The sequence below is a fragment of the Shimia sp. R9_3 genome, from assembly GCF_017743755.1.
In the GTDB taxonomy this organism is placed as follows: domain Bacteria; phylum Pseudomonadota; class Alphaproteobacteria; order Rhodobacterales; family Rhodobacteraceae; genus Shimia.
The window spans coordinates 108856-122871 of sequence record NZ_JAGHRP010000001.1 but is presented as its reverse complement, the minus strand read 5'-3'; the positions used below and the strand labels follow the sequence as shown (position 1 = coordinate 122871).

The window sequence follows — 14016 nt, the reverse complement described above, 5'->3', positions numbered from 1 at the left end:
TTTCGGGCGTATATGCGCGCAATGGATACACGTGCTCAAACCCCTCTGACGTTCATGAAAATGCATGGTCTCGGCAATGATTTTGTCGTGGTGGATGCACGTGCGCGCACATTCGATTTGACCGACAGCCAGATCACCGCGATTGCCCACCGGCAAAAAGGCGTGGGTTTTGATCAGCTTGCGGTGATCACCCATGGCGCAGCAGGCCGCAATGCAGACGCGCATCTGACGTTTTATAACGCCGATGCCTCCACCTCTGCGGCCTGTGGCAATGCCACGCGCTGTATTGCGCGCCATCTGATGGATGAAACCGGGGCTGAGTCGCTGACCCTCACCACAGATCGTGGCACATTGTTTGCCCGCGAAGCAGGCGAAGGGCTTGTTTCGGTCAATATGAGCCAGCCGCAGCTGAATTGGAATGAGATTCCCCTCTCTGAGGCCATGGACACGCTGGAGCTGCCCATCAACGGTGCGCCAACCGCCACCGGCATGGGCAATCCTCATTGCACCTTCTTTGTGGATGATGTCGCGGCGGTGGATCTGGCCGCCTTTGGCGCGGCGCATGAGCATCATCCGCTGTATCCTGAGCGCACAAATGTGCAGGTCGCCCAGATTGTGGGGGAGAATCACATCCGCATGCGGGTCTGGGAGCGCGGCGTGGGAATCACACTCGCCTCAGGCTCCTCCAGCTGCGCCACCGCCGTGGCCGCTGCGCGTCGCGGTCTCACCGGCCGCAAGGTGCAGATTGATCTGGACGGCGGCACGCTGTGGATCGACTGGGCCGAGGACGGCGTCTGGATGACCGGCACCACCGAGCATGTGTTCACCGGCCAATTCACCGAAGCTTTTCTGGAGCGCGCCAAATGACAGCCGCCCCGCCGAAGTTCACCACCCTTGGGTGCCGTCTGAATTCCTACGAATCCGAGGCAATGAAAGACATGGCGCAGTCCGCAGGGTTGGAAAACGCCGTGATTGTGAACACCTGCGCGGTGACCGCCGAAGCCGTGCGCAAAAGCCGTCAGGAGATTCGCCGCCTGCGTCGCGAAAATCCGGACGCGCAGATCATTGTCACCGGCTGTGCTGCACAGACCGAGCCGGAAACCTTCGCCGCCATGGGCGAGGTCGACAAAGTCATCGGCAACACCGAGAAAATGAACCCCGCCACATGGCAGGGCATGGCTGCCGATTTCATTGGCGAGACCGAAAAGGTGCAGGTCGACGACATCATGTCCGTCACCGAAACCGCAGGCCATCTGATTGACGGCTTTGGCACCCGCTCGCGCGCCTATGTGCAGGTGCAAAACGGCTGTGACCACCGCTGCACCTTCTGCATCATCCCCTATGGCCGGGGCAATTCGCGCTCTGTGCCTGCCGGTGTGGTGGTCGATCAGATCAAACGTCTGGTGGACAAAGGCTTTAACGAGGTGGTGCTGACCGGTGTGGATCTCACCAGCTGGGGCGCGGATCAGCCGATGCAGCCCAAATTGGGCGATCTGGTGATGCGCATTCTCAAGCTGGTGCCGGATCTGCCGCGCCTGCGCATCAGCTCGATTGACAGCATCGAGGTGGATGAGAACCTGATGATGGCGATTGCGACCGAGCCACGCCTGATGCCGCATCTGCATTTGAGCCTGCAACATGGCGATGATCTGATTCTCAAGCGCATGGCGCGGCGTCATCTGCGCGATGATGCCATCCGATTCTGCGAAGAAGCCAAAAAGCTGCGCCCGGAGATGACCTTCGGCGCCGATATCATCGCGGGTTTCCCCACAGAATCAGACGCGCATTTTGCCAATTCGCTGAAGCTTGTGCAGGAATGTGACCTCACATGGCTGCATGTCTTCCCCTATTCCAAGCGCGAAGGCACGCCTGCGGCCAAAATCCCAAGTCAGGTGAATGGCACCATCATCAAAGCCCGCGCCGCTGAGCTGCGCGCCGCAGGTGAGGCGCAGGTGGCCAAACATCTCGCCGCACAGCTTGGCAAAACCCATCACATCCTGATGGAAAACGCCCATAGGGGCCGCACAGAGCAGTTCACCGAGGTGCATTTTGACGCGCCCCAGCAGGAAGGCGCGATTGTCACAGCGGCAATCACCGGTGTGCAGGGGACCCAGCTGCTGGCATCATGAGATTGGGGGCCAGCCCCCATCGCGCAGGCGCGATTCCCCCGGGATATTTGAGGCAAGAGGAAACGTGAGACCATGACAGAGGCCCCGATTCTCTATTCTTTTCGGCGCTGCCCTTACGCCATGCGGGCGCGGCTGGCGGTGGCGGTCTCGGGTGTGTCTGTGGAGCTGCGCGAAATCCTGCTGCGCGACAAGGCGGCGGCCTTTCTTGAAACCTCGCCCAGCGGCACTGTGCCGTGCTTGAAAGACGGCGCAGAGGTGATTGATGAAAGCCTGGATGTGATGCTCTGGGCCTTGCACCACAATGATCCTGAAAGCTGGCTTGCGATGCCGGAGGCCGGATTCGCGCTGATTGAAGAGGCGGATGGCCCGTTTAAGCGCGCGCTCGACCGCACGAAGTATCACACGCGCTATGCGGATGCCGATCCCGAAGAAAGCCGCGCAGAAGCCATGCAGTTTCTGAACAACCTGGAAGATCAGCTGGGAGAGGGCTGGCTCTTTGGAGACAAACCGAGCTTGGCGGATATGGCGATCCTGCCCTTTGTGCGCCAGTTCGCCTTTATCGACAAAACCCGTTTTGATGCGGAGGCAGGGCCCAACCTTGCCGATTGGCTGGCGCGGTTTCTGGAGTCTGATGCTTTTGCCAACATCATGCCCAAACTGCCGGTCTGGCAGGCGGGGGATGCGCCCACAGTGTTCTGCGGGCACATTGAAAAGTCAGGGTGCTAAGAGCCGCTTAGGCGGCTTTCTGAAGCGACTCGCGGGTTTTCAGAATGCCAAGCGCGGCGCGGGCGGCCTCGCGGCCTTTTTCCACAAAATGCGCTTTGTAGATCGCCATATGGTGCTCGGTTTCCTGGAAATGGTGCGGGGTGAGCGACACGGACAGTACGGGCACACCGCTGTCCAATCCGGCCCGCATCAGACCATCCACCACGGCTTGGGCCACAAAATCATGGCGGTAGATCCCGCCATCCACCACCAGCGCGGCGGCAGCTACTGCGCCATATTGGCCGCTCTCGGCCAGATCACGCGCCAGCAGGGGCATTTCAAACGCGCCGGGCACGTCAAAAACATCCACTTGGGCGTCCGGGATCAGCTCGCAAAACCCTTTGAGCGCCTGATCGACGATATCGGCATGCCATTGTGCCTTGATGAAGGCAAATCGGGTGTGTGTCATCGTAATCTCCTTTGGTTCAGACACGTCACCCAAGGCGATTACGTACGCATAAGGCGCAGCCCCACGGCCACACCCATCGCACGTTCTCTTTCATCCGGACTTTAACCGTCGGCTCTGGCCTCTCACCAGATCTGCTGACACATCTTTTCTGGCGCCACATCTTATCCCAAAACCGGTTCCCAATTTTGGGGATGTGGATGCATCCAAACAAAGACGCCGCTCGCGGGCTTACGGGTCGTGCCCGCATACCGCCGGTGGGGAATTTCACCCCGCCCTGAGAACGATGGCACCTTGCCAACATGGGGTCAGCTTTGCAACATCGCGCGCAACGAACGACGTGAGGTTTTTATGCACCCCAACCCAGCCTTTCGCGGCACGGCAACCGAGAAAAACCTCGCCTTTGCGCGCGAGCGTGGCTTTGGCACTCTGGCACTCTCAGGGGCGGAGGAGGCACCGCTGCTGTCCCATGTGCCGTTTCTCATTTCTGAGGCGGGCGATTATGCCGATCTGCACCTTGTGCGCTCAAATCCCATGGTGCGCGCAGCCAAATCTGCGGTGCCTGCGCGCCTCGCCGTGACTGGCCCTGACAGCTATGTCTCACCTGACTGGTACGGCGTGGGTGATCAGGTGCCTACATGGAACTATGTGGCGGTGCATCTCACCGGCCGGCTGGAGCCGCTTGCGAGCGAGGCGCTGCCCGATCTGCTGGATCGCCTGTCCGCGCAATTTGAGGCCCATCTGGTGCCAAAACCGCTTTGGACCCGCGACAAGATGGATGCAGATGCCTTCGCGCGCATGCTGCGCATGATCCTGCCTTTCCGGCTGCATATCGAGGATGTGCAGGGCACCTGGAAGTTGGGCCAGAACAAACCCACAGATGTGCGCCACGCCGCTGCGGCGCAGATGGCCGCACATGGGTTTGGCAGTGAAACACGGGAGCTTGCCGCCCTGATGCAATCTCCCTTTGCAGACCCTGATATGGAGTAAGAGATGTCCAAGTTGCAACTGATCCATTCCCCGGCCTCTCCCTTTGTGCGCAAGGTGAATGTCACCCTGGCAGAGACCGGGCAAACCGATGATGTGGAGCTGGTGCGGGTCAAAACCACGCCCGTGGCCACCGCCGATGAGGCCGCTGCGGCCAACCCACTGGGCAAGATCCCCGCATTGGTGCGCCCGGATGGCCCTGCGATCTACGACAGCCGCGTGATCTGCCGCTATCTGGTGGCGCGCGCGGGAGCGGATCTCTATCCAGAGGAGCGCCTCTGGGATGTGCTCACACTGGAGGCCACCGCAGACGGCATTTTGGATGCGGCGGTGCTGGCGGTCTATGAGCGCCGCGTGCGCCCGGAGGAGATTGTCTCAGAGGCCTGGATTGAGGCGCAATGGGGCAAGGTCACCGGCGCGCTGGACGCGATCAATGAACGCTGGATGAGCCATCTCTTTGGCCCGCTGGATATGGGGCAGATCGCTGTGGGCTGTGCGCTGGGCTATCTTGATTTCCGCCATGGCGACCGCAACTGGCGGCAGGGTCGTGACGGGCTTGCGGGCTGGTATGCGGAATTTGCCAAGCGCGACAGTATGCTGGCCACCATGCCCTCTGACTGAGCCTTGTGACTGAATTGGCTTTGGCCCGGAGCAAAGGCGCAGCGCGCCGCCGGGCATCGCCCGTCCGCCCCTATGGATGGGCGATTTTGCAGTGTTAGAGACATATTCCAGATCATCGTCCCACAGATCTGCAACGACTGTAAGGGGTCACATAGACCGGCCCCCGACCCTGGGTGGGGGTGAAGCCCCCTCCCGCGGGGAGGGTCGGGGGCTGGTCGGCTTCGCCGCCTGCGTTTTGGCAGAGACCAAGCGCCTCAGATTTTAAGGAAGATGCTTTAGGGGTTCAGAGCGCCGATCCATAAAGCGCGCTGAACAGAAGGGAGCATCGCCCACCCGCGGACGGGCGATGCCCTGAGTTTTACTCTGCCGCGATGGTCGGCGTTTCGGCTTTCTCGACTTTCACGGCGGAGAATTTGAACTCCGGGATTTTCCCGTAGGGGTCCAGCGCCGCATTGGTCAGGATGTTGGCCGCTGCTTCCACATAGGCAAAGGGCAGGAACACGTTGTCCGGTGCCACCGCACGGTCGGCCCGCGCCATCACGGTGACAGAACCGCGACGGGTGGACAGCGTGAGGTACTCACCCGGCTCCACGCCCAGCTTGCGCAGGGTGGAGGGGTGCAGCGAACAGTTTGCTTCTGGTTCCAGCGCATCCAGCGTGGTGGCGCGGCGGGTCATCGACCCGGTGTGCCAATGCTCCAGCTGACGCCCTGTGATCAGCACCATCGGATACTCATCGCTCTGGGTGTCATCCGGTGCAATCACCGACGCCGGTGTGAAGCGCGCACGCTTGCTTTCGCGCGGGAAGCCATCGCCAAACACAATCGCCTGACCGGGATCTTCCGGGCTCAGCGACGGATAGGTCACCGCTTGGCCTTCCAGACGCTCCCAGGTGATGTTGTCGAGGCTGCCCATGTTGAGCTTCATCTCGGCAAACACCTCTTTGGGGTGCGTGTAAGACCAGTCCAGACCCAGACGTTTAGCCAGCTCGACCTCAATCCACCAGTCTTCTTTCGCCTCGCCCGGAGGCGGGGTGACAGGGCGGCCCATCTGGACCTGACGGTTGGTGTTGGTCACCGTGCCGGATTTCTCATACCACGCAGAGCTTGGCAGGATCACATCGGCATAGTTGGCGGTCTCGGTCAGGAAGATGTCCTGCACCACCAGATGGTCAAGCTTGGCCAGTGCGGCACGGGCGTGATCCACATCCGGGTCAGACATCGCCGGGTTTTCCCCGAGGATATACATGCCCTTGATGTCGCCTTCATGGATTGCATCCATGATCTCAACCACGGTCAGACCCTTCTGGTTGGAGAAGTCTTCGCTTTCCCAGACCTTGGTGAAGGCCGAACGCACACCGTCGTCCATCACCGACTGATAGTCGGGCAGGAACATCGGGATCAGGCCCGCATCAGAAGCGCCCTGCACGTTGTTCTGACCACGCAGCGGGTGCAGACCGGCGCCCGGCTTGCCCACATTGCCGGTCATCAGCGCAAGGCTGATCAGGCAGCGGGCATTGTCGGTGCCGTGGATGTGCTGGCTGACGCCCATACCCCAGAAGATCATGCCGGCCTTGCCGTTGGCAAAGGTGCGTGCCGCGTCGCGCAGCAGCTCAGGATCGATGCCACAGATCGGCTCCATCGCTTCCGGGCTGAAGTCCTTCAGATGGGCTTTCATCTCTTCCCAGTTCTCGGTGAACTGCGAGATATAGGCTTCATCATAAAGCTCTTCTTCCACGATCACATGCATGATCGCGTTCAGCATGGACACATCCGCGCCCGGCTTGAACTGCAGCTTGTGGGAGGCATAGCGCCCCAGCCCCACGCCGCGCGGGTCACAGACGATCAGCTTGCCACCGCGTTTGGTGAACTGCTTGAAGTAGGTCGCCGCAACCGGGTGGTTCTCGATCGGGTTACAGCCGATGGTGATCGCCACATCCGCGTTTTCGATCTCGTTGAAGGTGGCGGTCACCGCGCCGGAGCCGACGTTCTCCAAAAGCGCTGCCACCGAGGAGGCGTGACACAGACGGGTGCAGTGGTCCACGTTGTTGTGGCCAAAGCCCTGACGGATCAGCTTCTGGAACAGATAGGCTTCTTCGTTGGAGCATTTGGCAGAGCCGAATCCGGCAACATTCGTGCCTTTTTCTGCGCGCAGCTTTGACAGCCCACCGGCCGCCGCATCCAGCGCCTCTTCCCAGCTTGCTTCGCGGAAATGGGTCATCAGATTGCCCGGATCCACGTTCAGACCTTTGGCTGGCGCGTCGTCGCGACGGATCAGCGGCTTGGTCAGTCGGTGGGGGTGCTCAATATAGTCAAACCCGAAGCGCCCTTTGACGCAGAGCCGGTTTTCATTCGCCGGACCATCAATGCCTTCGACATATTTGATCTTGTCGTCTTTGACCTTGAACTTGATCTGGCAGCCAACACCGCAGTACGGGCAGACGCTTTCAACTTCGCGGTCATAATCCGCGCTGTCACCCGCGCCGGTCTCATCCAGCATGGTGGCTGGCATCAGGGCGCCGGTCGGGCAGGCCTGAACGCATTCGCCACAGGCCACACAGCTTGAGCCGCCCATCGGGTCGTTCTGGTCAAACACGATCTGAGAAGACGCGCCGCGCCCGCTCATGCCAATCACGTCATTCACCTGAACCTCGCGGCAGGCCCGCACACAGAGGTTGCAGTGGATGCAGGCATCCAGATTGACGCTCATCGCCACGTGAGAGGCATCCAACAGCGGCACCGCCTCAGGCGCTTTGGCGGGGAATCGAGACTGTTCCACCCCAACTTGCGCCGCCATCGCGCCAAAATGGCTGCTGGCGTCGTGCTTCACCTCCGGCTGATCCGCAGCCAGAAGTTCGATCACCATCTCGCGGGCCTTCTTGGCGCGGGTGCTTTCGGTGTGGACCACCATGCCGTCGCTGGCAGGGCGGATACAGGAGGCCACAAGCGTGCGCTCCCCTTCCACTTCCACCACACAGGCGCGGCAGTTGCCGTCCGGACGATAGCCCTTGGCCGGTTTGTGGCACAGATGCGGGATCACAAAGCCGTCGCCATTGGCGGCTTCCCAGATCGTTGTGCCTTCCGGCACGGTCACATCTTTGCCGTTCAGAGAGAAGGTCACCATGTTCAGTTGTGCACCGTCAGCCATCTCAGATCTCCTCCCCAAAGTGTTTCATCACAAGGCGGATCGGGTTGGGGGCCGCCTGCCCAAGACCACAGATGGAGGCATCGCCCATCACCTGACACAGGTCTTCCAGAAGCGGCTGATCCCAGCTGTCCGCCTGCATCAGCTTCACCGCTTTTTCACAGCCGGTGCGGCAGGGGGTACATTGGCCACAGCTCTCATCCTCAAAGAATTTGAGCATGTTTAGAGCCGCATCTTTGGCGCTGTCCTGATCAGAGAGCACAATCACAGCGGCGGAGCCGATAAAGGTGCCATGCGGTTGCAGGGTGTCAAAATCCAGCGGCACATCATTCAGGGATGCTGGCAGCAGACCGGAGGAGGGGCCGCCGGGCTGATAGGCTTTGAAGACATGGCCCTCTGCCATGCCGCCCGCCGCTTCGATGATGTCATCAATGGTGGAGCCTGCCGGCAGCAGGTAGACGCCCGGTTCCGCCACACGGCCGGACACCGAATAGTTGCGCAGACCCTTGCGGCCGTTCTTTTCCACCGAATTCAGCACCTGAGGGCCAAAACGGGCAATCCGCGCCACCCAGTAGAGAGTCTCCACATTGTGCACGAGGGTCGGCTGGTTGAAGATACCGACCTGCGCCACAAACGGTGGGCGGTGACGGGGCAGGCCGCGCTTGCCTTCGATCGATTCGATCATCGCGCTTTCTTCGCCGCAGATATAGGCACCCGCGCCGCGCCGCACGTCGATGTAGTCTTCGGACACGATGCCTTCTTCCACCAGATGCGCGATCTCCTTTTTAAGGATCTTGATCACACCGGGGTTCTCGTCGCGCATGTAGATAAAGCAGGTCGCCGCTTCCACAGCCCAGGCCGCAATCAGCATGCCCTCAAGGAACATATGCGGGTTGCGCTCAAGATGGTGGCGGTCCTTGAAGGTGCCGGGCTCGCCTTCGTCCCCGTTCACCGCCAGATAGCGGGGGCCGGGGTTGGCGCGCACAAAGCCCCATTTGGTGCCAGACGGGAAGCCCGCACCACCAAGGCCACGCAGGCCAGCTTCTTTGATCTGCTCCTGCACCTCTTCCCAATTGCCGTTCTCACGCAGGGCGCGCAGGGTCTGATAGCCGCCATCAGCCTTATATTCCGCCAGCCCCTGGTAGTCGCCGATCTGCGGATGGGTTTCCCCGGCATGGATCGCGGCGTTCACCTTTTCATGGGTGGCATGCAGAATGTGGTTGTGGCCCACTTCGACCACAGGGGCGGTGTCACAGCGGCCCATGCAAGGAGCGCGCAGCACGCGCACTTCCGACGGGTCCATGCCGATTTCCAGCGCTTTGCGCAGTTGCTCGGCCCCGGCCAACTCGCAGGACAGCGAATCACACACGCGAATCGTCAGGGCAGGGGGCGGGGTCTCATCCTCGGCCACCACATCGAAGTGCGCATAGAATGTCGCCACCTCATAGATCTCTGACTGCGCCAGACGCATCTCTTCGCCCAACGCACGGATATGCGCTGCGGACAGATGCCCGTAACTATCCTGAATCAGATGCAGAAATTCGATCAGCAGATCGCGGCGGCGTGGCCTGTCGCCCAGCAGCGCCTGTATTTCGTTTAAGGCGGAATCATCCACCTGACGGCCTTTGGGCGTACGGCGTGATTTGCCGGTGCCCTTCTTTTTCCAAACGCCTTTTGAATCGTCCAGCGGTACCATAGTGCTCTCCCTACCAGATCGACATAGGGTGACATCACAAAGGCTGATGATCAATCAGGCATTTCTTATCCGTAGATAAGCATTGCTTATCATGCGCCGAGCTTGAGGACGTTACGTAAAGCTTCCACCGTAGACAGCCCCGGCAGCCGGTGTGGCGTGACCAAACTGACGTTCTTTTCCACCGCAGGATCGCCCAGCGGCAGGGCAACGATGTCCTGCATTTCTCCCAGACTGTGCAGCAATCCTTCGGGAATCACTGTTGCCGCCACACCGTTTGCGGCCATCAGCAGCGAGGAGGTGAACTCGCCGGTCTCCGCCACCACAGAGGGCACCACACCCACGTCGCGGAACACCAGATCCAGAATGCGCCGGTTCTGCATACTCGGCTCAAGCAGGCTCAGGGGCAATTCCGCCGCCTCCGCCCATGTCGCCGTGCCGGTTTTGCGTGGTGCCAGCGCCTTTGGCGCCACCAGAACATAGCGCTCCTCATAAAGCGGCTCGACCCGCATCATCTCTGGGGAGACGCCCTCGCCATAGGTGATGCCCGCATCAAACACGCGCTTTTCCAGCCCCTGCTGGATGGTCAGTGACGAGGCTGTCTGCAGCCGCACCGTGATCGCGGGGTGGGCGGCGCGCAACTGCCCCACGGCCTGCGCGGCAAATCCCACGGCGGTTGGGATCACCGCAAGCGAGAGCTGGCCAGTGACCTCGCCTCCGGCTGAGCGGAACTCCTCTTCCAGCAGTTTCATCCCGTCCATGATCTTGCGGGCATGCCGCATCAGCGCCTCACCTTCGGGGGTGAACCCCTGAAACCGGTTGCCCCGTTTCACAATCGCCGCATTGAGCCGCTCTTCCAGTTTGCGGATGCGCATGCTGAAGGCTGGCTGAGAGACGCCACACTCCTCAGCGGCGCGCGCAAAATGCCCGTGACGTGCCAGTGAGGTGAGAAATTCGAGGTCTTTCAGGCTAATCACGGCGCAGATCTCCGAAGTGAGCGACACTGCAAGCACTAGCCGCTTTGCGCCAACGGAGCCAGCCAAACGCGAATCGCCTTGGCCTCTGAGCGACCTGCAGCGCAGCGGGCTGCGGCATGTGCCCGCCGCGCAAAATTCATGGAATCCGCGTCAAAACCCATGAATTTCAGCGGTTTTGGCGATTCTTCAGAATTTTCACACCCGCCCCTTGAGGCGGCTCAGACAGCGCCTAAGTAAGAGGTTCCAGTGGAATGTGCGACATTCGCGCCACTCTCAATCTTCTGTTAAGCGCGACACAGAGCCGCGATGCGCCTCCTGATGTGACTGCGCGCTGGACGGGTTGCACCACCTTCGTTAAAAACCGCCCATGAAAGGCTGCGGGCAACCGTGGCCGGAAAGTATTTATAGGCCGCTGTTGCGGTCGCTTAATGGAGGAACCTCGTGTCCCACGCAGAAGATCACGAAGGCACCCGCAGAGACTTTCTCTACTACGCCACCGCTGGCGCAGGCGCAGTCACTGCCGGTGCAGCCGTCTGGCCACTGGTCAATCAGATGAACCCCTCCGCGGATGTGCGGGCGCTGTCCTCGATTCGCGTGGATATTTCGGGCATTGAGCCAGGCACCCAGCTGACCGTGAAGTGGCTTGGTAAGCCGGTCTTTATCCGTCGCCGTACGCAGGATGAGATCGACGCCGCCCGTGCGGTTGCTCTGGAAGACCTGACCATCGACGCCACCAGCCAGAACGCCAACAAGCCCGGCACCGACGCTGCGGATGAAAACCGCGCGATGGATGAAACCGGCGAATGGCTCGTCATGATGGGTGTGTGTACCCACCTTGGCTGTGTGCCTCTGGGCGACGGCGCAGGTGAGTTCGGCGGCTGGTTCTGCCCCTGCCACGGCTCCCACTACGACACTTCCGGCCGCATTCGCAAAGGTCCGGCCCCCCAAAACCTGCATGTTCCGCTCGCCCGCTTTGAAGGCAGCGAACTGGTTCTAGGATAAGGAACGCGATCATGTCCGGAATTCCACACGATCATTACGAGCCCAAGTCTAAGGGCGCAAAATGGGTTGAAAGCCGCCTGCCGGTGATTGGCCTGATTTACGACACCATCATGATCCCGACCCCCAAGAACCTGAACTGGTGGTGGATCTGGGGCATCGTTCTGGCTTTCTGCCTGGCGCTGCAAATTGTCACCGGCATCGTTCTGGTGATGCACTACACCCCGCACGTTGATCTGGCCTTTGCCTCCATCGAGCACATCATGCGCGATGTGAACGGCGGCCATATGCTGCGTTACATCCACATGAACGGCGCATCGCTGTTCTTCTTTGCGGTCTACATCCACATCTTCCGTGGCATGTATTACGGCTCCTACAAGGCGCCGCGTGAAATCACGTGGATCGTCGGCATGATCATCTACCTGTTGATGATGGCCACCGGCTTCATGGGCTACGTTCTGCCTTGGGGCCAGATGTCCTTCTGGGGCGCGACCGTGATCACCGGCCTGTTTGGCGCGATCCCGTTTGTGGGTGAAGGCCTGCAGACCTTCCTGCTCGGCGGCCCTGCGGTGGACAACGCCACCCTGAACCGCTTCTTCTCGCTGCACTACCTGTTGCCGTTTGTGATTGCCGCTCTGGTGATCGTCCACATCTGGGCGTTCCACACCACCGGCAACAACAACCCAACCGGTGTTGATGTGCGTCGTGGCTCCAAAGAAGAAGCCCAGAAAGACACGCTGCCATTCTGGCCCTACTTCGTGATCAAAGATCTCGTGGGTCTGGCGATTGTTGTCACCATCTTCTTCGCGGTTGTGGGCTTCATGCCAAACTACCTCGGCCACCCGGACAACTACATCGAAGCCAACCCGCTGGCGACACCTGCACACATCGTGCCTGAATGGTACTTCCTGCCGTTCTACGCGATCCTGCGTGCCTTCACCGCCGACGTTTGGGTTGTGATGGCCGTGAACTGGATCACCGGTGGCATCATCGATGCGAAATTCTTCGGTGTTCTGGCGATGTTTGGTGCGATCATCGTGATGGCGCTGCTGCCTTGGCTCGACACCTCCCGTGTCCGCTCCGGCCGCTTCCGTCCGATGTTCAAATGGTGGTACGCGCTGCTGGTTGTCGACTTCATCGTTCTGATGTGGGTCGGTGCTCAGGAAGCCAAGTTCCCCTATGACTGGATCTCTCTGGTGGCGTCTGCCTACTGGTTTGCCTACTTCCTCGTGATCATGCCGCTTCTGGGCATCATCGAGAAGCCGACAACTCCGCCGGCGACCATCGAGGAAGACTTCAACGCCCATTATGACATCAAGCCTGCCGAGTAATAAGGACAACAGCCATGCTTAAGAAGCTTAGCATTATCGCATTCGCGGCACTGTCCCTGTCAGCAGGTGGTGCCATGGCCGCAGGCGGCGCGGGCCACATTCACGATGTGGACTTCTCCTTCGAAGGCCCGTTCGGCAAATTTGACCAGAACCAGCTGCAGCGCGGCCTTCAGGTCTACACCGAGGTCTGCTCGGCCTGCCACGGGATGCGCTACGTGCCCCTGCGCACGCTCGCAGACGAGGGCGGCCCGCACCTGCCCGAAGATCAGGTGCGCGCTTACGCGGCGCAGTTTGACATCTATGACCCTGAGCTGGATGACGACCGCCCGCGCAAACCAACCGACTACTTCCCGGAAAGTGGTCTGGAAAGCGCACCGGACCTCAGCCTGATGGCCAAGGCCCGCGCTGGTTTCCACGGCCCTTACGGCACTGGGATCAACCAGCTGGTCAAAGGCATGGGTGGCCCGGAATACATCGCCTCGATCCTGACCGGTTACACCGGCGAGGAGAAAGAGGAAGCGGGCACCACCTTCTATGAGAACACCGCCTTCCCAGGTGGCTGGATCGCCATGGCGCCGCCGCTTTACGGTGAGGATGTGGAATTTGCCGACGGCCACTCCAACTCCCTGCACCACGAAGCCGAAGACGTCTCTGCCTTCCTGATGTGGGCAGCAGAACCCAAGATGATGGCCCGCAAGCAAGCCGGTCTGACCGGGGTTCTGTTCCTGGTGGTTCTGAGCACATTGCTCTACCTGACCAACAAAAAGCTCTGGGCACCGGTCAAAGGCAAAAAGCTGGACCTCTAAGGCCCGACCTGAGCAAGATAAGAGAAACGCCGTCAACGAAAGTTGGCGGCGTTTTTTCATTTTAGAGTCGCTGTGATGGCTTCGCGCAGGCATGTTTAGGCTGAGGCCGCCCTTGGTTGCGCTGGTTCAAGCTCTAGCCCCACCTACCCATCGCACCTGA

Annotated in this window: 12 protein-coding genes and 1 riboswitch; of the genes, 8 read left to right on the top strand and 4 right to left on the bottom strand. The window is 60.4% G+C overall.

All coding sequences use genetic code 11. The annotated features are described in order from the left end of the window. The first annotated feature begins 12 nt into the window (after positions 1-12). From dapF to J7412_RS00475, 3 genes are all read left to right on the top strand, one after another. Positions 13-867, top strand: a complete 855-nt coding sequence (gene dapF, locus J7412_RS00485; RefSeq protein ID WP_209076016.1) for a diaminopimelate epimerase — start codon at positions 13-15, stop codon at positions 865-867. Further along, entirely contained in the window at positions 864-2129 is a 1266-nt protein-coding gene (gene mtaB, locus J7412_RS00480; RefSeq protein ID WP_209076014.1) for a tRNA (N(6)-L-threonylcarbamoyladenosine(37)-C(2))-methylthiotransferase MtaB, read from the top strand. The genes dapF and mtaB overlap by 4 nt, the downstream gene beginning before the upstream one ends. A gap of 72 nt (positions 2130-2201) precedes the next feature. Next, a complete protein-coding gene (locus J7412_RS00475) occupies positions 2202-2855 on the top strand; it encodes a glutathione S-transferase (RefSeq protein WP_209076012.1) in 654 nt (217 codons plus the stop codon). A 7-nt stretch (positions 2856-2862) separates the two neighbouring features. On the opposite strand, the gene J7412_RS00470 is transcribed toward J7412_RS00475, so the two are convergent. Further along, positions 2863-3303, bottom strand: coding sequence for a 6,7-dimethyl-8-ribityllumazine synthase (locus J7412_RS00470; protein ID WP_209057822.1), 441 nt, complete (start codon positions 3301-3303; stop codon positions 2863-2865). 78 nt (positions 3304-3381) lie between these two features. Further along, positions 3382-3589, bottom strand: a riboswitch (FMN riboswitch). Between the two features lie 62 nt (positions 3590-3651). On the opposite strand from J7412_RS00470, the gene J7412_RS00465 reads away from it, so the two are divergent. Both J7412_RS00465 and J7412_RS00460 read left to right on the top strand, forming a co-directional pair. Beyond that, positions 3652-4290 carry an FMN-binding negative transcriptional regulator gene (locus J7412_RS00465; RefSeq protein WP_209076010.1) on the top strand — a complete coding sequence of 213 codons (639 nt, stop codon included), beginning with the start codon at positions 3652-3654 and terminating at the stop codon, positions 4288-4290. A gap of 12 nt (positions 4291-4302) precedes the next feature. Further along, complete coding sequence (locus J7412_RS00460; RefSeq protein ID WP_209077464.1) at positions 4303-4908, top strand: glutathione S-transferase; 606 nt, start codon at positions 4303-4305, stop codon at positions 4906-4908. 358 nt (positions 4909-5266) lie between these two features. On the opposite strand, the gene fdhF is transcribed toward J7412_RS00460, so the two are convergent. From fdhF to J7412_RS00445, 3 genes are all read right to left on the bottom strand, one after another. Further along, positions 5267-8053, bottom strand: coding sequence for a formate dehydrogenase subunit alpha (fdhF, locus tag J7412_RS00455; RefSeq protein ID WP_209076007.1), 2787 nt, complete (start codon positions 8051-8053; stop codon positions 5267-5269). A gap of 1 nt (position 8054) precedes the next feature. Further along, positions 8055-9746 (bottom strand): NAD(P)H-dependent oxidoreductase subunit E, encoded by a 1692-nt coding sequence (locus tag J7412_RS00450; RefSeq protein WP_209076005.1) that lies wholly within the window; start codon positions 9744-9746, stop codon positions 8055-8057. Between the two features lie 89 nt (positions 9747-9835). Next, on the bottom strand, positions 9836-10786 hold the full coding sequence (locus J7412_RS00445) for a LysR family transcriptional regulator (protein WP_247743707.1): 951 nt from the start codon (positions 10784-10786) through the stop codon (positions 9836-9838). 375 nt (positions 10787-11161) lie between these two features. On the opposite strand from J7412_RS00445, the gene petA reads away from it, so the two are divergent. From petA to J7412_RS00430, 3 genes are read left to right on the top strand one after another with little or no spacing between them, the layout of a single operon-like run. Continuing rightward, a complete protein-coding gene (gene petA, locus J7412_RS00440) occupies positions 11162-11722 on the top strand; it encodes a ubiquinol-cytochrome c reductase iron-sulfur subunit (RefSeq protein ID WP_209076002.1) in 561 nt (186 codons plus the stop codon). An 11-nt stretch (positions 11723-11733) separates the two neighbouring features. Then, positions 11734-13050, top strand: a complete 1317-nt coding sequence (gene petB, locus J7412_RS00435) for a cytochrome b (RefSeq protein WP_209057808.1) — start codon at positions 11734-11736, stop codon at positions 13048-13050. 14 nt (positions 13051-13064) lie between these two features. Next, entirely contained in the window at positions 13065-13856 is a 792-nt protein-coding gene (locus J7412_RS00430; protein WP_209076000.1) for a cytochrome c1, read from the top strand. Positions 13857-14016: the final 160 nt, after the last annotated feature.